The sequence below is a fragment of the Ferrovibrio xuzhouensis genome, from assembly GCF_042648965.1.
Taxonomy (GTDB): Bacteria; Pseudomonadota; Alphaproteobacteria; order Ferrovibrionales; family Ferrovibrionaceae; genus Ferrovibrio; species Ferrovibrio xuzhouensis.
This window is the reverse complement of record NZ_JBHRYJ010000001.1, coordinates 322,951-340,923: the sequence shown is the minus strand read 5'-3', so window position 1 is coordinate 340,923 and position 17,973 is coordinate 322,951. Positions and strand designations below refer to the sequence as shown.

Below are 17,973 nucleotides of genomic sequence, written 5' to 3'. Positions count from 1 at the left end.
CATCTGCGACGCCGCTGCGGCGGCCTCGGCGGCGCCACCCCCGAGTAAAGTGATGACCAAGGACTATCGCCCCACCGTTTTCCTGCCCACCACCGACTTCCCGATGAAGGCGGGCCTGCCGGCCAAGGAGCCGGAAATCCTCGCCCGCTGGGAGAAGATCGGCCTGTATGAAAAGCTGCGCGCCGACAGCAAGGGCCGCGAGAAATTCATCCTGCATGACGGCCCGCCGTACGCGAACGGCCATCTGCACATCGGCCACGCGCTGAACAAGATCCTCAAGGACGTCATCAACCGCTCGCGGCAGATGATGGGCTTCGATGCGAACTACGTGCCGGGCTGGGACTGCCACGGCCTGCCGATCGAATGGAAGATCGAGGAAAAATATCGCGCCGCCGGCAAGAACAAGGACGACGTGCCGATCGACGAGTTCCGCAAGGAATGCCGCGATTTCGCCGAACACTGGATCGGCATCCAGCGCGAGGAGTTCAAGCGGCTCGGCGTCGTCGGCGACTGGAAGAATCCCTACACCACGATGAGCTTCGCTGCCGAAGCCCAGATCGTGCGCGAGATCCAGAAGTTCCTGATGAACGGCGGCCTGTTCAAGGGCTCCAAGCCGGTGATGTGGTCGGTGGTCGAGCGCACCGCGCTGGCCGAGGCCGAGGTGGAATACCACGAGCATACCTCGTCGACCGTGTTCACCAAGTTCCCGGTGGTAAAGGCAGCGGACAAGGCGCTCGACGGCGCCAGCATCGTGATCTGGACGACCACGCCCTGGACCCTGCCGGGCAACCGCGCCATTGCGCTGTCGAAGGACGCCGACTACGTGCGCCTGCGCGTCGATGCGGTGGGCGAGAAGTCGCTGGCGAAGGTCGGCGACGAAGTCGTCGTGGCCCGGGATCTGGCCGAGACCGTCGCCAAGGCCTGCGCCATCGACAGCCATACCGTGCTGGCGACCCTGAAGGGCGCGGCCATCCTCGGCACCGTCTGCGCGCATCCGTTGCGCGGCCAGGGCTATGAGTTCGACGTGCCGGTGCTGCATGGCGATTTCGTCACGCTGGATGCCGGCACCGGCTTTGTGCATATCGCGCCGGGCCATGGCGCCGACGACTATAATCTTGGCACGGCGAATGGCATCGAGGTGCCGCATACAGTGGATGCCGACGGCACGTATTTTCACCATGTGCCGATCTTCGGCGGCGAGCATCCGGCCCGGGTGCTCGATGATGCCGGCAAGGATGGCGACGCCAATGGCCGCGTCATCGCCACCATGATCGAGGCCGGTGCGCTGCTCGGCAAGGGCCGTCTGCGCCACCAGTATCCGCATTCCTGGCGCTCCAAGGCGCCGCTGATTTTCCGCAACACGCCGCAGTGGTTCATCTCGATGACCACCAACGACCTGCGCAAGAAAGCGCTGGCGGCGATCGATGCGACCGCATTCTATCCGGCGGGCGGCCGCAACCGGCTTTACGCGATGATCGAGCAGCGGCCCGACTGGGTGATCAGCCGCCAGCGCGCCTGGGGCGTGCCGATCGCCGTGTTCGAGAACCGGGAAACCGGCGAGCTGCTGCGCGACCCGGAGGTCAATGAGCGCATCGTCGAGGCCTGCCTGAAGGGCGGCGCCGATGCCTGGTTCACCGCCAAGCCGGCGGATTTCCTCGGCAACCAGTACAATCCGTCCGACTGGAAGATGGTGACCGACATTCTCGATGTCTGGTTCGATTCCGGTTCGACCCACAGCTTCGTGCTGGAACAGCGCCCCGACCTGCAGTGGCCGGCCTCGCTGTATCTCGAAGGCTCCGACCAGCATCGCGGCTGGTTCCATTCCTCGCTGCTGGAAAGTTGCGGTACCCGTGGCCGGGCGCCCTACGATGCCGTGCTGACGCATGGCTTCACGCTCGACGAGAAGGGCCGCAAGATGTCGAAGTCGCTCGGCAATACCGTCGAGCCGCAGGATGTCATCAAGCAGTCGGGTGCCGATATCCTGCGCCTGTGGGTGGTGTCGTCCGACTATTCCGATGACCTCAGCGTCGGCAAGGGCATCATCCAGGCGCAGTCGGATGCCTATCGTCGTCTGCGCAACACCCTGCGCTACCTGCTCGGCAACCTCTCCGGTTTCGCCGAGAGCGAGCGGCTGCCCTTCGAGGAGATGCCGGAACTGGAACGCTGGGTGCTGCACCGCCTGGCCGAACTCGGCAGGATCGTCCGCGAAAGCTGCGCGGACTACGATTTCCACCGCATGTATGTGGCGATCTACAATTTCTGCGCCGTCGACCTGTCCAGCTTCTATTTCGACATCCGCAAGGATGCACTGTACTGCGACGCGCCGGATAGCAATCGCCGCCGCGCTGCCCGCACCGTGCTGGATGCGCTGTTCGACTGCCTGGTGAAGTGGCTGGCGCCGTTCATCTCTTTCACGGCGGAAGAGGCCTGGCTGACCCGCTTCCCCAGCGCCGAAGGCTCGGTGCACCGCGAAGTCTTCCCGACCCTGCCGGAACAATGGCTCAATCCGGCGCTCGGCGAGAAATGGGAGAAGGTCCGCCGGGTCCGCCGTGCCGTCACCGGCGCGCTGGAACTCGAGCGCGCCGAGAAGCGCATCGGTGCCAGTCTGCAGGCGCATCCGGTGGTCTATGCCTCGGCCGAGGATCTCGAAGCCGTGCTCGACCTCGATTTCGCCGAAATCTGCATCACCTCGGGCATCACGCTGCGCGAGGGCGAGGGGCCGGCCGAGGCGTTCCGCAGCGAGGATGCCCGCGGCGTTGCGGTGACGTCGCAGCTCGCCGAAGGCCACAAATGCGAACGCTGCTGGCAGGTGCTGCCCGAGGTCGGCGAGATCGCCGGCCATGAGGATCTCTGCCGGCGCTGCACCACGGCCGTGGGGTGAGGGCCGGCGCATGAACAGGACGGCGATCCGGACGACAGGCTTTGCTGTCGCCGTGCTGGTGGTGCTGGCCGACCAGGCCAGCAAGCGCCTCGTTCTGGATCTGGTGGCGCAGCATGTGCCGCCGGTGATCCGGGTCACCGGTTTCTTCAATCTGGTGCAGGTGTGGAATACCGGGGTGAGCTTCGGCCTGTTCCAGGAAGACACCACCCTGCGCAGCCTGATCCTGATCGGTGTCGCCGTGGCGGTGATGCTGTGGCTCGGCATCTGGCTGTGGCGCAGCCGCTCGTGGCTCGCCGGTTTCGCCCTCGGTGGCATCATCGGCGGTGCATTGGGCAATATCCTCGACCGCTGGCAGCATGGCGCGGTCTACGATTTTCTCGATTTCCATGCCGCCGGCTGGCACTGGCCGGCCTTCAACCTGGCCGACAGCGCCATCGTCGTCGGCGTCGCCCTGCTGCTGCTGGACGGCTATCGGCCGCGGCGGCCGGATGGTGCAACCGGCGCCTGAAACGGCGCCCGGAGGTTCCGGCACCATTCCCGACTTCACCCCTGCGTTGCGCATGGGCCAGAATAGTGGCAGCATTTCCTCCGGTACGAGCGTGCATGAGGGGTGGAAGGCGGGATTCCGGCTGGGCTACCGCCGCACGGGCATGACAGGCCAGGCATGACAGGCGTGGGCATGGCAGGTACGGGCATGACGGGGCGCAGAAGCGGTCCCGGACGGGAGGGGTGTGTGACTCTCGGCGACAGGCGAAGGCTACGGTCGCAATGCGGATGCAGGGCATGAAGCCGGCAGCACGCGCGCATCCGTTCACCCAGCAGATATCGGCCAAGCAGGTCAAGATCACCGTCCTTGCGGCCCTGGCCCTTGGGCTGGTCTCAAGCGTCTTTCAGCTGCTGCTCGACATCCGCAGCGAAATCAACCAGCGCCAGACAACCGTTGCCCAGGTCATGGACATGCTGAATGAGCCGGCCTCGCAGGCCGCCTATGCGCTGGATGAGCAGCTGGCGGCGCGGGTGGTCAGCGGCCTGCTGCTGTACCGGCCGATCTGGAAAGTGGAAATCTACGACAATTACGGTCGCCGCATGGCCGCGCAGGAACGGGCGCGTGCCGCCGAGGGACCGGTCTGGCTGCGCGCCCTGCTGCCGGCTGGCGACGAAGTGCTGGTGCAGCCGCTCTATGCCCAGCGCGACCACGAATTGGTCGGCGAAATGCGCGTTGCCGTCGACGGCCGGCTGCTGGCCCGCAGTATCCTCAATCGCGCCTGGACCGTGTTCGGCACCGGTTTCGTGCGCAATTTCCTGCTCGCCCTGCTGCTGGCGGTGCTGTTCTACCGCAGCCTGACGCGGCCGCTGCTTGGTTTGGTCGGCCAGCTGGAGGAAATCGACCCGCGGCGCCCCGGCACCACCGCGATCCGCGTGCCGCCGGCCCATGCCACCGACGAATTCGGCCTGCTGGCCGACCGGGTCAACGCCATTCTCGCCTCCAGCCGCGAGTATCTGGCGGAGCGCGACCGCGAAATCCTGCAGCGCGAGCAGTCCGAGGCCCGCTTTCGCGATTTCGCCAATGCAGCCTCCGACTGGTTCTGGGAGCGCGATGCCGGCCATGCCCTGACCCATACCTCGCATCCCGGCCCGCTCGGGCCGGACGGAGATTACCAGCGCCTGCTGCACGATCCGGCAACCGCTGCCGACCCGGCCTGGCAGGGCCATCGCGACCTGCTGGCGCGGCATGCCCCGTTTCGCGATTTCCGGTTCCAGGTGGCGGGGGACGATGGCGCGAGCCGGCATTATTCGATCAGTGGCGTGCCGGTCGTCGGCGCCGAGGGCGATTTCCGCGGCTATCGTGGTGCCGGCACCGATGTCAGCGGCAGCAAGGCGATGGAGGCCGCCATCGCCCAGAGCCGCGACCTGCTGCGTGTGGTGATCGATGCGATCCCGGCGCCGATCAGCGTCAAGGATACCGCCGGCCGCTTCCTGCTGGCCAACCAGCGGGTCAGCGATCTGTTCGGCGTCGATGTCCGGCAGATCATCGGCCGCCGCATGGACGAGCTGCCGATGACCCATATCGCACCGGACGCGCGGGCCGATTTCGTGGCGACCAGCGATCGCTGGGAGGGTGAGTTGCGACGGACCGGGCAGCCTGTATTGAACCGCGAGCGCAGCAGCCGGCGCGACGACGGCAGCGACTACACCACGATCGAAAGCAAGGTGCCGCTGAAGGATGCCGGGGGTGCAGTCACGGGCATCCTGACCATTGCGCTCGACATCAGCGAACGCAAGACCGCGGAACGCGCGCTGGACGATGCCAACCTGCAATTGCGCCGCCAGGCCGAGGACCTTGAACGCCTTGCCTCATCCTATGCCCGCGAGCGCGAACACGCGGTGGCGGCGAACCGTGCCAAGTCGGAATTCCTGGCCAATATGAGTCATGAGCTGCGCACGCCGCTCAACGCCATCATCGGTTTTGCCGAGGTGATCGTGTTGCGCATGTGGGGCGACAGCTCGGAAAAGTATTTCGACTATGCCCAGGATGTCGTGGTCAGCGCGCGTCATCTGCTGCATGTCATCAACGACATCCTCGATATGTCGAAGATCGAGGCCGGCCGTTACGAGCTGCAGATGCAGAATCACACGCTGAACACCGTGGTCGAGGACTGCCTGACCATCGTCAAGGGCCGCGCCGGCGAGGCCGAGGTGGTGCTGGTCAACGAAATCCCCCGCGACCTGCCGGCAGCGCGGCTGGATGCCCGGGCGGTCAAGCAGGTGCTGCTCAACCTGCTGTCGAATGCCATCAAGTTCACCCCGCCGGGCGGCACGGTGCGGCTGCAGGGCCGACTCGACCCGGACGGCGGGGTGGCGATCGCGGTCGCCGATACCGGAGTCGGTATCCGGCGGGAAAATCTGGGGCGGATTTTCGAGCCGTTCTGGCAGGGTGACCCCAATGTCAGCCGGCGCAGCGAGGGGACCGGCCTCGGCCTGACCATCAGCCGAAAATTCATGGAATTGCATGGCGGCACGCTGGATATCGACAGCGCCGAGAGCCGCGGCACGGTGGCGACGATTCGCTTTCCGGCCGGGCTGGTGGGCGGCGACTGAGGCGGTTTTCCGCACCCGCCGCAGCCTTGTGCCGGAGTTGCCTGCGGGGGTAAAATCCCGGCCAAACTGCTGTCCGGACAGAGAGAAAGGACCGTTTCGCCATGAGTCGACCGTACCCGTCCGGCCGACGCCTGTGGGTTATCCTGGCGCTGCTGGCCGCTCCGGCCATGCTGGGCGGCTGCGATACCGCCAAGGAAGCTCTCGGCCTCAACAAGAAGGCGCCGGACGAATTTTCCGTGGTCACCAAGGCGCCGCTGGTCCTGCCGCCGGAATTCGGCCTGCGTCCGCCCGAGCCGGGTGCGGCCCGGCCGCAGGACAAGACCGCCCAGGATCGCGCCCGCACCGCGCTCGGCCTGTCGGGCCAGGCGCCGGGTACCGGGCCGAACACCGCGGCCCGCTCGGCCGGCGAGAATGCCCTGCTGCAGCAGGCCCATGCGACCAGTCCTGATCCGGACATCCGGCGCAAGATCAACGATGAATTCACCCAGCTGGCCGAACGCGACAGCAGTTTTGTCGACCGGCTGATTTTCTGGCAGAAGGCGGAAGATCCGGGGCTGGCCGTCGATCCGGCCAAGGAAGCCCAGCGCCTGCGCGAGAATGCCGCCACCGGCAAGGCGCCGAACGCCGGGACCGTGCCGACCATCAAGCGCAAGGAACGCGGCCCGCTCGAGGGCCTGTTCTGACCGGAGCCGTCCTGGCCACCATCCGACGGGGCGCCTCCTGCCAACGGAGGGACCTGACTTGCATCGTCTGATCCGCAGTCTGCTGGTTGCCGTGGGCCTGTGTGTCACGAGCCTGTGCGCCGCCGGCCTGGCGGCCGGCAGTGCCCGTGCCCAGATTTTCCATCCGACCCAGTTCACCCTGGAAAACGGCCTGCAGGTGGTCCTGATCGAGGATCACCGGGCGCCGGTGGTCCAGCATATGATCTGGTACAAGGTCGGCGCTGCCGACGAGGCGCCGAATGTCGGCGGTGTCGCCCATTATCTCGAACACCTGATGTTCAAGGGTACGCCCGAGATCGGACCGGGCGATTTCTCCAAGATCGTCGCCCGCGAGGGCGGCCGCGACAATGCCTTCACCACGGCCGACTACACGGCCTATCATCAGCTGATTGCCAGCGACCGCCTGCCGCTGGTGATGAAGATGGAGGCCGACCGCATGACCCAGCTGGCGCCGCCGGCCGACGAGGCGAAGCGTGAACTGCAGGTGGTGATCGAGGAGCGGCTCAGCCGGATCGACAACAATCCCGGCGCATTGTTCGGCGAGCAGTTCGATGCCGCGCAGTTCCTGGCGCATCCCTATGGCCGGCCGGTGATCGGCTGGCCCGCCGTGGTCCGGCAGCTGACGCTCGACGACGCGATGACTTTCTACCGCAGCTATTACGCGCCCAACAACGCGGTGCTGGTGGTGGCCGGCGATGTCGCGCCGGCCGATCTGAAGCGGCTGGCCGAGAAATACTACGGCCTGATCCCGATGCGGCCGATCCCGCCGCGCAGCCGCGTGCAGGAACCGCCGCAGCTTGCTGCCCGCCGGCTGGTGATGACCGACGAGCGCGTCGCCGAGCCGAGCCTGCGGCGCAGTTATCTGGCGCCGAGCCGCACCGCCGGCAGGAGCGAATACGCCACGGCATTGTCGGTGCTGGCGGAAATCCTCAATGCGCCGACCGGCCGGCTCTACAAGGCGCTGGTGGAAGGCGACGGCCCGGCGGCCTCTGCCTCGGCCTGGTACAGCTCGCTGTCGCTCGACCAGACTACCTTCGGCTTCGGCGCCGTGCCGAAATCGGGCCAGAGCCTCGATGCCGTCGAGCAGGGGCTGGATGCCGTGCTCGCCACCCTGCTGAAGGACGGCATCACCGACGACGAACTGCAGCAGGCCAAGCTGGTGATGAAGGCCGATACCGTCTATGCCCGCGACAGCCTGACCGGCGCCGCCCAGCTGTTCGGCACGGCGGTCTGCACCGGCGTCAGCGTCGAGCAGGTCGAGGCCTGGCCGCAGCAGGTGGCGGCGGTGACCGCCGCCCAGGTGCTGGCGGCGGCGCAGTATGTGTTCGACGAACGCCGGTCGGTTACCGGTCGCCTGCTGCCGAAGCACCAGAGCTGAACCGGGAGACGCCGCCATGACGCTGATGCCCCGGTTTCTTGCCATCGCCTGCCTCGTCCTGACCGCTGCCGTGGCGCAGCATTCGGCGGCTCTGGCCGCGCCGAAGATCGAAAAGGTGCACACCGCCTCCGGGATCGAGGTCTGGCTGGTGCGCGAACCGTCGATCCCGATGCTGGCCCTGCAGGCCGCCTGGCGCGGCGGTTCGGCCAGCGACCCGGCGGGCGAGGAGGGACTGGCCAGCCTCGCCATGGCTTTGCTGACCGAGGGCGCCGGCGATCTGAAATCCGACGATTTCCAGAATGCCATGCGTGACAAGGCGATCGCGATCGGCTTCGATGCCGACCGCGATTACGTCACCGTCGACCTGACCACCCTGACCGACAATCGTGCGCGCGCCTTCGAGCTGCTGAAACTGGCAATGACGGCGCCGCGCTTCGACGACGAGCCGCTCGCCCGTGTGAAGGCGCAGGCGCTGGTGTCTTACCAGCGCAGCCGGCGCAGCCCGGGCACCCTGGCCGGCGAGCGTTTCGCGCAACTGGCCTGGGGCGGCCATCCGTATGGCCGCCGCTCGTCGCCGTCGCCGGACAGCCTGGCGAAGATCGACCGGCCGCAGATTGCCGCGTTTACCCATGCCGTGCTGGCGCGCGACAACCTGGTGATTGGCGCGGTCGGCGATATCGAGCCGGGCGAGCTGGCGGCGCTGGTCGATGCCAGCTTCGGTGCGCTGCCGGCCCATGCCGGGGTGACGCTGCCGGCGCCGGTGACGCCGAAAACCGCCGCGCAGCCGGTGGTGATCGATTTCCCCAATCCGCAGAGCCAGGTGCTGTTCGGCGCGCCGGGCATCATGCGCGACGATCCCGACTGGTATGCGGCCACCGTGATGAACCAGATCCTCGGCGGCGGCGGCATGGCGTCGCGGCTGTTCGAGGAGGTGCGCGAAAAGCGCGGCCTGGTCTATTCGGTCGGCACCCAGCTGGCGCCGCGCAAGGCCGGCGCGCTGTTCGCCGGCTCGTTCGCCACCACCAATGCCCAGGTCGGCCAGGCACTGGCGCTGGTGCGCGGCGAGTTCGCCCGCATCGCCAAGGACGGCGTCAGCGATGCCGAACTGGCCGATGCCAAGGCGTATCTGACCGGGTCCTTCCCGCTGCGCCTGACATCCGACAGCGCGATTGCCGGCATGCTGGTGGCAATGCGGATTTCCGGCCTCGCCCCCGACTATATCCAGGCCTATCCCGGCCTGATCAACGCCATCACCGGCGCCGACGTGCAAAGGGTGGCGCAGCGCCTGCTCGGCGACGGCAAGCTGCTGGTCGTCGTGGTCGGCCAGCCGGCCGGCCTCGGCGGCTGAGGACCTGATCTGATGACGATCCGTCGCCTGCCCGAGACCCTGGTCAATCGCATCGCCGCCGGCGAGGTGATCGAGCGGCCGGCCAGCGCCATCAAGGAGCTGGTGGAAAACGCCATCGATGCCGGCGCAACCAGGATCGACATCGCCATTGCCGGCGGCGGCCGCAACCTGATCAGCGTCGCCGATGACGGCAAGGGGATGGGTCCCGACGAACTGCCGGTTGCGGTCGAGCGCCACGCCACCTCCAAGCTGCCGTCCGACGACCTGATGGATATCCGCTGGCTCGGGTTCCGCGGCGAGGCTTTGCCCTCCATCGGTGCAGTCGGCCGCATGGCGATCACCAGCCGGCGTGCCGCAGACGAAGCGGCCAGCAGCATCGAGATCGATGCCGGCCGGGTCGGTCCGGTGAAGCCGGCCGCCGCCGGCCCCGGCACCCGCATCGAGGTGCGCGACCTGTTCTACGCCGTGCCGGCGCGGCTGAAGTTCCTGAAATCCGACCGCTCCGAGGAACTCGCCGTGCAGGAGATCGTGCGCCGGCTCGCCATGGCGCATCCCGACATCGCCTTTACCCTGCAGCAGGACGGCCGCATGGCGTTTCGCGCCGGTGCCATCGCACCGGACCTGATGCAGGCCGGGCTGGAGGCCCGCCGGCTGGCGCGGCTGGAACAGATTCTCGGCCGCGACTTCGCCGACAATGCCCTGCCGATCGAGGCCGTGCGCGAAGGCATCCGGCTCACTGGCCATGCCGGCCTGCCGACCTATAACCGCGGCAATGCCCAGCACCAGTATCTCTTCGTCAACGGCCGCCCGGTGCGCGACAAGCTATTCGTCGGCGCGGTGCGCGGTGCCTATGCCGATTTCCTCAGCCATGACCGCCATCCGGTCGCCGCGCTGTTCCTCGAGGTGCCGGCCGACGAGGTCGATGTCAACGTGCATCCGGCCAAGGCGGAGGTGCGCTTCCGCGATGCCGGGCTGGTGCGCGGCCTGATCGTCGGCGCGTTGCGCCATGCGCTGGCCGAGGCCGGCCATCGCGCCAGCACCACGGTGGCGCAGGCGGCGCTCGGCGCGCTGCGTCCGCAGGCGGCGCCGAACCTCAACCTGCCGTTCGGCGGCGGCAGCCGCTGGCGTGGCTACGACAACCTGCGGCCGGCCACGGTGCCCGGGATGGCCGAGGCGGCCGCACTTTACAATGCACCGCAGGGCGATTTCTCGACCACGGCAGCATCCGGCGACGAGGCCGGCCTGCCGCCTGGCGCCCGCGGCGGCGCCGATGCCGAAACGCCGGCCCCGGTGCCGCTGCAGGCCTATCCGCTCGGCGCTGCCCGCGCCCAGTTGCACGAGACCTACATCGTCGCCCAGACCACCGATGGCATCGTCATCGTCGACCAGCATGCCGCCCATGAACGGCTGGTCTACGAACGCATGAAACAGCATCTCGACGCCGGCCGCGTGCCGCGCCAGGCCCTGCTGCTGCCCGAGGTCGTGGAACTCAGCGAGGCCGAAGCCGTGCGGCTGGCTGCCCGCAGCGACGAACTCGCCGAACTCGGCCTGGTGCTGGAAGGCTTCGGCGGCGGCGCCGTGGTGGTCCGTGAGGTGCCGGCCCTGCTTGGCGATGTCGCGGTACAGACCCTGGTGCGCGACCTTGCCGATGCGCTGGCCGAATACGACAGCGTGCAGCCGCTGAAGGAACGTCTCGAAGAGGTCTGCGGCACCATGGCCTGCCATGGCAGCGTGCGCGCCGGCCGCCGATTGACGCTCGACGAGATGAACGCGCTGCTGCGCCAGATGGAGGCGACGCCGCATTCCGGCCAGTGCAATCACGGCCGCCCGACCTATGTCGAGCTGCGCCTTGCCGATATCGAGAAGCTGTTCGGGCGGCGCTAGGCCCGCCCAAGCCTTAGCCTTGTTTCAGCAGGAAAGTCAGCCGCGCCGGGCCCTGCTGGCGTTCCTCCAGCAGCGCGAAACCCGGCGGAATGGCGAAACTGCCCCCTGATTGGCCTTTCCGGGCGTCGGTCTCCACCATCACCAGCGCATCGGCCCTGAGCCAGCCCTCGCGGTCGAGCGCGGTCAGCACCTGGGTGCCGAGGCCGGAGCGGTAGGGCGGATCGAGGAAGACAAGGCCGGCCGGCTCGACCGGTCTGCCCGGACGCAGGGCATCGGCGCCGCGGAGCGTGATCCGTTCGGCAAAGCCGAGATCGGCGGCATTGCGCAGGATCGCGCGCCGCGCTGCCGGGTCGATCTCGAACAGATGGGCATGCAGCGCGCCGCGCGACAGCGCCTCGAAGGCCAGTGCGCCCGAGCCGGCGAAGGGATCGAGCACGATGCCGCCGTCGAGCCGCGTCTTGCCTGCGTCGGTCAGCAGGCTCGGCGAATGCAGCAGCATGTTGAACAGGGCTTCGCGCACCCGGTCGGTGGTCGGCCGCGTGGTGCGGTCGGGCGGGGCGATCAGGGGCCGGCCGCGATGGCTGCCGCCGACGATCCTCATGCCGGCAGGCTCACGGCCGCGGCTTGCCCGCCGTCGCGGGTTTCTTCTTTATGCCGGGTTTTTTGCGCGGTGCGGCCTTGGCCCAGCCGCCGGGCTTTTTCGGTTTTGTGCCATCGCGGCCGGCGGCAACGCTGGTGCCAGTCTGCTCGGCGACGATCTTGCCGGGGATTTCCTTGACGCCGTCCGGCGGCAGGGTGCCGAGCTGGAACGGGCCATAGGCGACGCGGATCAGCCGGCTGACCTGGTGGCCGAGATGCTCCATCACCCGGCGTACCTCGCGGTTCTTGCCTTCACGCAAGGACACGATCAGCCAGGTATTGTCGCCCTGGGCGCGTTCGACCTTGGCCTCGATCGCGCCGTAGGCTATGCCCTCGATGGTGACACCCTGCTGCAGCTCGGCCAGCGTCTCGTCGGTCGGATGGCCATGCACGCGCACGCGATAGCGGCGCAGCCAGCCGGTGCTGGGCAATTCCAGCTTGCGGGCCAGTGCGCCGTCGTTGGTCAGCAGCAGCAGGCCCTCGGAATTATAGTCGAGCCGGCCGATCGAGATGACGCGGGGCATGTCTTTCGGCAGCTTCTCGAACACCGTCGGCCGGCCTTCCGGATCGCGGTGCGTGGTCATCAGGCTGCGCGGCTTGTGATAGAGCCACAGCCGGGTCTTTTCCGGTCCGCCGACCGGCTTGCCGTCGACGACGATGCGGTCGTCGGGGCCGACCACGAAAGCGGGCGTGCTGAGCTTCTTGCCGTTGACCGAAACGCGGCCTTCCTCGATCCAGCGTTCGGCATCGCGGCGCGAGCACAGGCCGGCGCGCGCCAGCCGTTTGGCGATGCGCTCGCCTTTCTCCTCGCCCTTGTCTTCGCCTTCAGTCTCGTCGCTCATCGCCGGCTGGCCTCGATAAAAGCGGCGAAGAGTTTGCGGTCGCCGTCACTGATGAAGAATTCCGGATGCCACTGCACGCCGATGCAGAAGCGATAGCCCGGATGCTCGATGCCCTCGATCACGCCGTCGGGCGCCACTGCATCGGTGACGGCACCCGGCGCCACCGCATCGACCGCCTGATGGTGTGCCGAATTGACCGGCAGTTCGGCGGCGCCGGTGATGGCATGCAGTTTCGTGCCGGCGGCGACGGCGACCGTATGGCCGGCCTGGTCGCGCGGATTGGGCTGTTCATGGGCCAGCGCATCGGCCACCGCGTCGGGGATATGCTGGATCAGGCTGCCGCCCAGCACCACGTTCAGCAACTGCTGGCCACCGCAGATGCCGAAGACCGGCTTGTCCAGCGCCAGCATGCCCTTGGTGATCGCCCATTCGAAATCGGTGCGCGCCGCCTTGGTCTTCACCGTGTCGTGCTTTTCGCTGGCGCCGAACAGGGCGGGGTCGACGTCGAAATTGCCGCCGGTGACGATCAGCCCGTCGATCAGCCCGAGATAGGCCGGCACGGCGGCGGGCTCATGTGGCAGCACCAGCGGAATGCCGCCGGCGGCGGTGACCGCCGAGCAGTAATTCTGCCGCAGGGCATACCAGGGGAATTTCGAATAGCCGCCGGGCTCTTCCGAGTCGAGGGTGATGCCGATCAGGGGGGCACCGGCAGCGGGGGCGGTTTTCTGCATAGCCTCTTATAGGCGCAGCGGAATCCGCGGGCAACCGGGCCCGGCGTGCTGGCCGGGACAGCTTGACGCCCGGGGAAGCCTCCCGCAGGCTGCCGGCCATGAAACCGCCGCCCTCGCCCATGGATATCGCTCTCGACGAGGCCCGTGCCGCCGCCGGCCGCGGCGAGGTGCCGGTCGGCGCGGTGATTGTCGATCCGGCCAGCGGGGCCATCGTGGCCCGGGCCGGCAACGAGACCCGGGCGCTGAACGACCCGACCGCCCATGCGGAAATCCTGGCGATCCGCCGGGCCGCCGCCGGGCTCGGGGCGGAGCGACTAAGCGGTTGCGACCTCTACGTCACCCTGGAGCCCTGCGCCATGTGTGCCGGCGCCATCAGCTTCGCCCGCCTGCGCCGGCTGTATTACGGCGCCGGAGATCCCAAGGGCGGCGGCGTCGCCCATGGCGGGCGTTTTTTTGCACAGCCGACCTGCCATCACCGGCCCGAGGTCTACCCCGGCATTGGCGAGGCTGCCGCCGCCGAATTGTTACGCGAATTTTTCGGCGCCCGCCGCTGAGCCGGGGCGCTGCGTATCCCTAGCCGATCCGTGGCCGCGGGCATAAACTGTGCCGGCTACCGATATCGGTCCACTAAAAAACCAGGGATGAAACATCATGGATTTCCAATTCTCCGACCGCGTCAAAGACCTGCAGGACAAGGTCACCAAGTTCATGGACGATCACGTCTATCCGAACGAGGAACGCTTCCATCGCGAGGTCGACGAGGGCGACCGCTGGCAGCCGACCAAGGTGATCGAGGAACTGAAGGAAAAGGCGAAGGCACAGGGCCTGTGGAACTTGTTCCTGCCCGAATCCGAGCGCGGCGCCGGCCTCAAGAACCATGAGTATGCCACGCTCTGCGAGATCATGGGCCGCGTGCACTGGGCGCCCGAAGTGTTCAACTGCTCGGCGCCCGATACCGGCAACATGGAAGTGTTGGAGCGCTACGGCACCGCCGAGCACAAGAAGGAATGGCTGGAGCCCCTGCTGGCCGGCAAGATCCGCTCGGCCTTTGCCATGACCGAGCCGGCGGTCGCCTCGTCGGATGCCACCAACATCGAGAGCGATATCCGCCGCGACGGCGATCATTACGTCATCAACGGCCGCAAGTGGTGGACTTCGGGGATTGGCGATCCGCGCTGCAAGATCCTGATCTTCATGGGCAAGTCGGATGCCAAGAATCCGGACAAGTACAAGCAGCAGTCGATGATCCTGGTGCCGCGCGATGCGCCGGGCGTCAAGGTGCTGCGCATGCTGCCGGTATTCGGCTATGACGACGCCCCGCACGGCCATGGCGAGGTGGTGTTCGAGAATGTCCGCGTGCCGGCCTCGAACATGCTGCTCGGCGAGGGCCGCGGCTTCGAGATCGCGCAGGGCCGTCTCGGCCCGGGCCGCATCCATCACTGCATGCGCCTGATCGGCCAGGCCGAACGCGCGCTGGAGAAGATGTGCAAGCGCGCCAAGAGCCGCGTCGCCTTCGGCAAGCCGGTCTCCGAGCAGACCGTCACGCTGGAGCGCATTGCCGAAAGCCGCATCCTGATCGACCAGGCCCGCCTGCTGACCCTGCATGCCGCCTGGAAGATGGATACCGTCGGCAACAAGGCGGCGCGCAAGGAAATCGCCATGATCAAGGTGGCGGCGCCGAACATGGCCTGCCAGGTGATCGACTGGGCCATGCAGGTGCATGGCGGCGGCGGTGTGACCAGCGACTTCGGCATCGCCGCGGCCTATGCCCAGGCCCGCACCTTGCGCTTCGCCGATGGCCCGGACGAGGTGCATCGCAACCAGATCGGCCGGCTCGAACTGGCGCGCTGGAATTAAGCTCGGACAACAAAAAAGAGAGCCTCCCCCAGATGACCGTCGAACAGTATTTTTCGGCCACCTATGCCGAGGCGCGGGAGAAATTCCGCGCCGAGGCGAAGGCCGCCGGCGCCACGCTGACCACTTACGAGAATCCCAGGGCCAAGGGACCGGCCGGCGAGACGCTGACCACCGATGTCGCCTGCCTCGGCCCGGCCGATGCCGACAAGGTCTATCTCACGGTGTCCGGCACCCATGGCGTCGAGGGCTTTTGCGGCTCCGGCGCCCAGATCGGCCATTTCCGCGACCGCCTGTTCGAGGCGATGCCGGCCGGCACCCGCGCGGTGATGATCCATGCGATCAACCCTTACGGTTTCGCCTGGCTGCGCCGGGTGACCGAGGACAATGTCGACCTCAACCGCAATTTCCAGGACTTCTCGAAGCCGCTGCCCGAGAACAGGCCCTACGAGGACATCCACGACTTCCTGATCCCCGATCACTGGGAAGGCCAGGGGCGTGCGGCGGCCGATCAGGGCATCATGGCCTTCCAGCAGAAGAACGGCGCCTTCGCCTTCCAGGCGGCGATGACCGGCGGTCAGTACACCCATCCGAACGGCCTGTTCTTCGGCGGCCAGAAGCCGACCTGGTCGAACGACACCATCCGCCGCATCCTGAAGGAGCATGTGCCGGCCACCACCAAGCGGCTGGCCAGCATCGATTTCCATACCGGCCTCGGTCCGATGGGCTATGGCGAGCCGATCTATATCGGTCCCGACGGCTTTGGCAGCGAGGAGCGCTCGCGGGCCGTCTTCGGTCCCGAAGTGACCAACCCGAATTCAGGTACGTCGACTTCAGCGAAGGTGACCGGCACGGTGCCCGAGGCCTTTCTCGACCTGCCGCGGCATATCGAACTGACCGCCATCGCGCTGGAATACGGCACCCAGCCGGTGCCGCAGGTGCTCGACTCCCTGCGTGGCGATCACTGGCTGCATGCCAAGGGCGAGCTGGACTCCGATCTCGGCCGCCTGCTCAAGCAGCGCATCCGCGATGCCTTCTACACCGACACGACGGCATGGAAAGCCGCTGTCTACGGCCGCGCCGCCGATTTCGCGCTGCGCGCCTTCCGCGGGCTGGCAGCCTAGGCCTGGTTCCATTCCGGCCGGCGGCCGCTGCGCGCGATCGCCGGCTGGTGTGGCCCGGCCGGAGCCGGCCCCATCATGCGGTCCTGCAGGGTCTGGCGGGCACGGGCCAGCCGGCTGCGGATGGTGCCGACCGGGCAGCCGCAGACCTTCGAGGCCTCCTCGTAGGACAGGCCGTTGCCGGCCACCAGCAGCAGGGTCTCGCGCTGGCCGCGGTTGAGATCGCCGACGGCATCCAGCAGTTCTTTCAGCATCAAGCCGTCTTCCTGCGCCGGGCGCACCGACATCAGGGCGTCGAGCGCATCGGCATCGTCGGTCAGCTGCGTCTCGCGCCGCCGCCGGCGGATCTGGTCGAGATGCTGGTTGCGCATGATGGTGAATATCCAGGCCTTGAAATTGGTGCCCGGCTGAAACTGGTGCGCCCGGGTCAGCGCGCGCAGCGAGGTTTCCTGGGTCAGATCCTCGGCCCATTGCCGGTTGCGGGTCAGCAGCAGGGCAAAGCCCTTGAGGGCGGGCAGGGTTTGCAGCAGCAGATCGTGAAATGTGTCGAGCATGAAATAAACCGCTCCTGTCTATGTATGTATGGCGTCAGGCGAATATGGGGCCGAAGCCGGGGAGCAGCTTGCGCGCGAAGCCGGTTGTCGCGACAGCGACAAGGCCGGGACATGCCGTGACAAAACTGGGGTGTCAGGATGAAGCGCGGGAATCCGGGGTTATCCGGGCGTCATCATGGGCCGCAACGAGGCGGGCGAGCAGCAGCGGCAACACCCGGTCCAGCCAAAGGTTGAAATGCTCGCCTTCGCGGGTTCGCTGCGCTTGTGTGCAAGCCGGCATCTGCTCCGGCCGGTGCCGCAATGTGGCGCTGCTGTCAGTCATCGATCTGCCCCTTGACCATGAACGGGAGCGGGACTGCCGGCCGTGCCGCGCAGGTCCTGATCACCGAATGACGGAGCGGTCATTTCGTTCCGGTGCCCGGGACATTTTTTGGCAATTCCGTGGCATTGCGGAACAGGGCGGAACCAGCGGGGTCGGGCCGGCGTTGCATGTCCAGATCGCGAGATGTCGCGACAGACGGCAATCCGAAACCGAGAAGGAGATACCCATGGCTTCCGCAGCAGCACCCGAGCGCCTGATTTCGGCCGACAAGGTCAAGGGCACCGAAGTGTATAACGCATCCGGCGACAAGCTCGGCTCGATCAATGGCGTGATGATCGACAAGCAGAGCGGCAAGGTCGCCTATGCCGATATGTCGTTCGGCGGCTTTCTCGGCATCGGCGATCGCCACCACCCGCTGCCCTGGGGCATGCTGCATTACAGCGCCAAGCGCGGCGGCTATGTGGTCGATCTCGACCCGAAGCTGCTCAAGGGAGCGCCGAATTACGCGCCCGAGGACAAGCTCGACTGGGCGGACGAGACCTGGGGCCGCCGCGTGCACGATTATTACGGCGTGCCGCCCTACTGGATTTGATCTCTG

General features: G+C 67.2%; 16 protein-coding genes. 11 read left to right on the top strand and 5 right to left on the bottom strand.

Annotated elements, in window-relative coordinates; all coding sequences use genetic code 11:
• Positions 1–52 precede the first annotated feature (52 nt).
• From ileS to mutL, 7 genes are all read left to right on the top strand, one after another.
• The gene (ileS, locus tag ACFOOQ_RS01605) at positions 53–2,881 is read left to right on the top strand and encodes an isoleucine--tRNA ligase (RefSeq protein WP_379720778.1); all 2,829 of its coding nucleotides are present in this window, start codon (positions 53–55) and stop codon (positions 2,879–2,881) included.
• Positions 2,882–2,891: 10 nt separating this feature from the next.
• On the top strand, positions 2,892–3,389 hold the full coding sequence (lspA, locus tag ACFOOQ_RS01600) for a signal peptidase II (RefSeq protein ID WP_379720775.1): 498 nt from the start codon (positions 2,892–2,894) through the stop codon (positions 3,387–3,389).
• Between the two features lie 275 nt (positions 3,390–3,664).
• On the top strand, positions 3,665–5,980 hold the full coding sequence (locus tag ACFOOQ_RS01595) for a PAS domain-containing sensor histidine kinase (RefSeq protein ID WP_379720772.1): 2,316 nt from the start codon (positions 3,665–3,667) through the stop codon (positions 5,978–5,980).
• A gap of 101 nt (positions 5,981–6,081) precedes the next feature.
• Entirely contained in the window at positions 6,082–6,663 is a 582-nt protein-coding gene (locus ACFOOQ_RS01590; RefSeq protein WP_379720769.1) for a DUF3035 domain-containing protein, read from the top strand.
• A 58-nt stretch (positions 6,664–6,721) separates the two neighbouring features.
• Entirely contained in the window at positions 6,722–8,080 is a 1,359-nt protein-coding gene (locus ACFOOQ_RS01585) for a M16 family metallopeptidase (protein WP_379720766.1), read from the top strand.
• Between the two features lie 16 nt (positions 8,081–8,096).
• Positions 8,097–9,428, top strand: coding sequence for a M16 family metallopeptidase (locus tag ACFOOQ_RS01580; RefSeq protein ID WP_379720763.1), 1,332 nt, complete (start codon positions 8,097–8,099; stop codon positions 9,426–9,428).
• A gap of 12 nt (positions 9,429–9,440) precedes the next feature.
• Positions 9,441–11,312: a DNA mismatch repair endonuclease MutL gene (gene mutL, locus ACFOOQ_RS01575; RefSeq protein ID WP_379720760.1), complete on the top strand. Its 1,872-nt coding sequence runs from the start codon at positions 9,441–9,443 to the stop codon at positions 11,310–11,312.
• A gap of 13 nt (positions 11,313–11,325) precedes the next feature.
• Here mutL and rsmD read toward each other — a convergent pair whose 3' ends face one another.
• Genes rsmD through ACFOOQ_RS01560 form a run of 3 tightly spaced genes read right to left on the bottom strand, consistent with a single transcriptional unit; the run spans position 11,326 to position 13,524 of the window.
• Positions 11,326–11,913, bottom strand: coding sequence for a 16S rRNA (guanine(966)-N(2))-methyltransferase RsmD (rsmD, locus tag ACFOOQ_RS01570; RefSeq protein ID WP_379720757.1), 588 nt, complete (start codon positions 11,911–11,913; stop codon positions 11,326–11,328).
• Positions 11,914–11,923: 10 nt separating this feature from the next.
• Positions 11,924–12,793 (bottom strand): pseudouridine synthase, encoded by an 870-nt coding sequence (locus ACFOOQ_RS01565; protein WP_379720754.1) that lies wholly within the window; start codon positions 12,791–12,793, stop codon positions 11,924–11,926.
• Entirely contained in the window at positions 12,790–13,524 is a 735-nt protein-coding gene (locus ACFOOQ_RS01560) for a gamma-glutamyl-gamma-aminobutyrate hydrolase family protein (protein WP_379720752.1), read from the bottom strand. The genes ACFOOQ_RS01565 and ACFOOQ_RS01560 overlap by 4 nt, the downstream gene beginning before the upstream one ends.
• A 119-nt stretch (positions 13,525–13,643) precedes the next feature.
• Here ACFOOQ_RS01560 and ACFOOQ_RS01555 point away from each other — a divergent pair, with 119 nt between their 5' ends.
• From ACFOOQ_RS01555 to ACFOOQ_RS01545, 3 genes are all read left to right on the top strand, one after another.
• Positions 13,644–14,078 (top strand): nucleoside deaminase, encoded by a 435-nt coding sequence (locus tag ACFOOQ_RS01555; protein ID WP_379725291.1) that lies wholly within the window; start codon positions 13,644–13,646, stop codon positions 14,076–14,078.
• Positions 14,079–14,175: 97 nt separating this feature from the next.
• Positions 14,176–15,381 (top strand): acyl-CoA dehydrogenase family protein, encoded by a 1,206-nt coding sequence (locus ACFOOQ_RS01550; protein ID WP_379720749.1) that lies wholly within the window; start codon positions 14,176–14,178, stop codon positions 15,379–15,381.
• 32 nt (positions 15,382–15,413) lie between these two features.
• Positions 15,414–16,502, top strand: coding sequence for a M14 family metallopeptidase (locus tag ACFOOQ_RS01545; RefSeq protein ID WP_379720746.1), 1,089 nt, complete (start codon positions 15,414–15,416; stop codon positions 16,500–16,502).
• Here the strand turns inward: ACFOOQ_RS01545 and ACFOOQ_RS01540 are convergent.
• Together ACFOOQ_RS01540 and ACFOOQ_RS01535 are read right to left on the bottom strand one after the other, a co-directional pair.
• The gene (locus tag ACFOOQ_RS01540) at positions 16,499–17,053 is read right to left on the bottom strand and encodes a sigma-70 family RNA polymerase sigma factor (RefSeq protein WP_379720743.1); all 555 of its coding nucleotides are present in this window, start codon (positions 17,051–17,053) and stop codon (positions 16,499–16,501) included. The two genes, ACFOOQ_RS01545 and ACFOOQ_RS01540, sit on opposite strands and share 4 nt — an antisense overlap.
• Positions 17,054–17,186: 133 nt before the next feature.
• Positions 17,187–17,375 carry a hypothetical protein gene (locus ACFOOQ_RS01535; protein ID WP_379720740.1) on the bottom strand — a complete coding sequence of 63 codons (189 nt, stop codon included), beginning with the start codon at positions 17,373–17,375 and terminating at the stop codon, positions 17,187–17,189.
• A 226-nt stretch (positions 17,376–17,601) separates the two neighbouring features.
• Here ACFOOQ_RS01535 and ACFOOQ_RS01530 point away from each other — a divergent pair, with 226 nt between their 5' ends.
• On the top strand, positions 17,602–17,967 hold the full coding sequence (locus tag ACFOOQ_RS01530) for a PRC-barrel domain-containing protein (RefSeq protein ID WP_379720737.1): 366 nt from the start codon (positions 17,602–17,604) through the stop codon (positions 17,965–17,967).
• Positions 17,968–17,973 lie beyond the last annotated feature (6 nt).

Excerpts from the sequence above, each read along its gene's own strand:
- ACFOOQ_RS01540 (WP_379720743.1), bottom strand. The coding sequence starts at position 17,053 with ATGCTCGACACATTTCACGATCTGCTGCTGCAAACCCTGCCCGCCCTC.
- ileS (WP_379720778.1), top strand. The coding sequence starts at position 53 with ATGACCAAGGACTATCGCCCCACCGTTTTCCTGCCCACCACCGACTTC.
- ACFOOQ_RS01545 (WP_379720746.1), top strand. The coding sequence starts at position 15,414 with ATGACCGTCGAACAGTATTTTTCGGCCACCTATGCCGAGGCGCGGGAG.
- ACFOOQ_RS01560 (WP_379720752.1), bottom strand. The coding sequence starts at position 13,524 with ATGCAGAAAACCGCCCCCGCTGCCGGTGCCCCCCTGATCGGCATCACC.
- ACFOOQ_RS01595 (WP_379720772.1), top strand. The coding sequence starts at position 3,665 with ATGAAGCCGGCAGCACGCGCGCATCCGTTCACCCAGCAGATATCGGCC.
- lspA (WP_379720775.1), top strand. The coding sequence starts at position 2,892 with ATGAACAGGACGGCGATCCGGACGACAGGCTTTGCTGTCGCCGTGCTG.
- ACFOOQ_RS01565 (WP_379720754.1), bottom strand. The coding sequence starts at position 12,793 with ATGAGCGACGAGACTGAAGGCGAAGACAAGGGCGAGGAGAAAGGCGAG.
- mutL (WP_379720760.1), top strand. The coding sequence starts at position 9,441 with ATGACGATCCGTCGCCTGCCCGAGACCCTGGTCAATCGCATCGCCGCC.
- ACFOOQ_RS01530 (WP_379720737.1), top strand. The coding sequence starts at position 17,602 with ATGGCTTCCGCAGCAGCACCCGAGCGCCTGATTTCGGCCGACAAGGTC.
- ACFOOQ_RS01550 (WP_379720749.1), top strand. The coding sequence starts at position 14,176 with ATGGATTTCCAATTCTCCGACCGCGTCAAAGACCTGCAGGACAAGGTC.
- rsmD (WP_379720757.1), bottom strand. The coding sequence starts at position 11,913 with ATGAGGATCGTCGGCGGCAGCCATCGCGGCCGGCCCCTGATCGCCCCG.
- ACFOOQ_RS01580 (WP_379720763.1), top strand. The coding sequence starts at position 8,097 with ATGACGCTGATGCCCCGGTTTCTTGCCATCGCCTGCCTCGTCCTGACC.
- ACFOOQ_RS01590 (WP_379720769.1), top strand. The coding sequence starts at position 6,082 with ATGAGTCGACCGTACCCGTCCGGCCGACGCCTGTGGGTTATCCTGGCG.
- ACFOOQ_RS01535 (WP_379720740.1), bottom strand. The coding sequence starts at position 17,375 with ATGACTGACAGCAGCGCCACATTGCGGCACCGGCCGGAGCAGATGCCG.
- ACFOOQ_RS01555 (WP_379725291.1), top strand. The coding sequence starts at position 13,644 with ATGGATATCGCTCTCGACGAGGCCCGTGCCGCCGCCGGCCGCGGCGAG.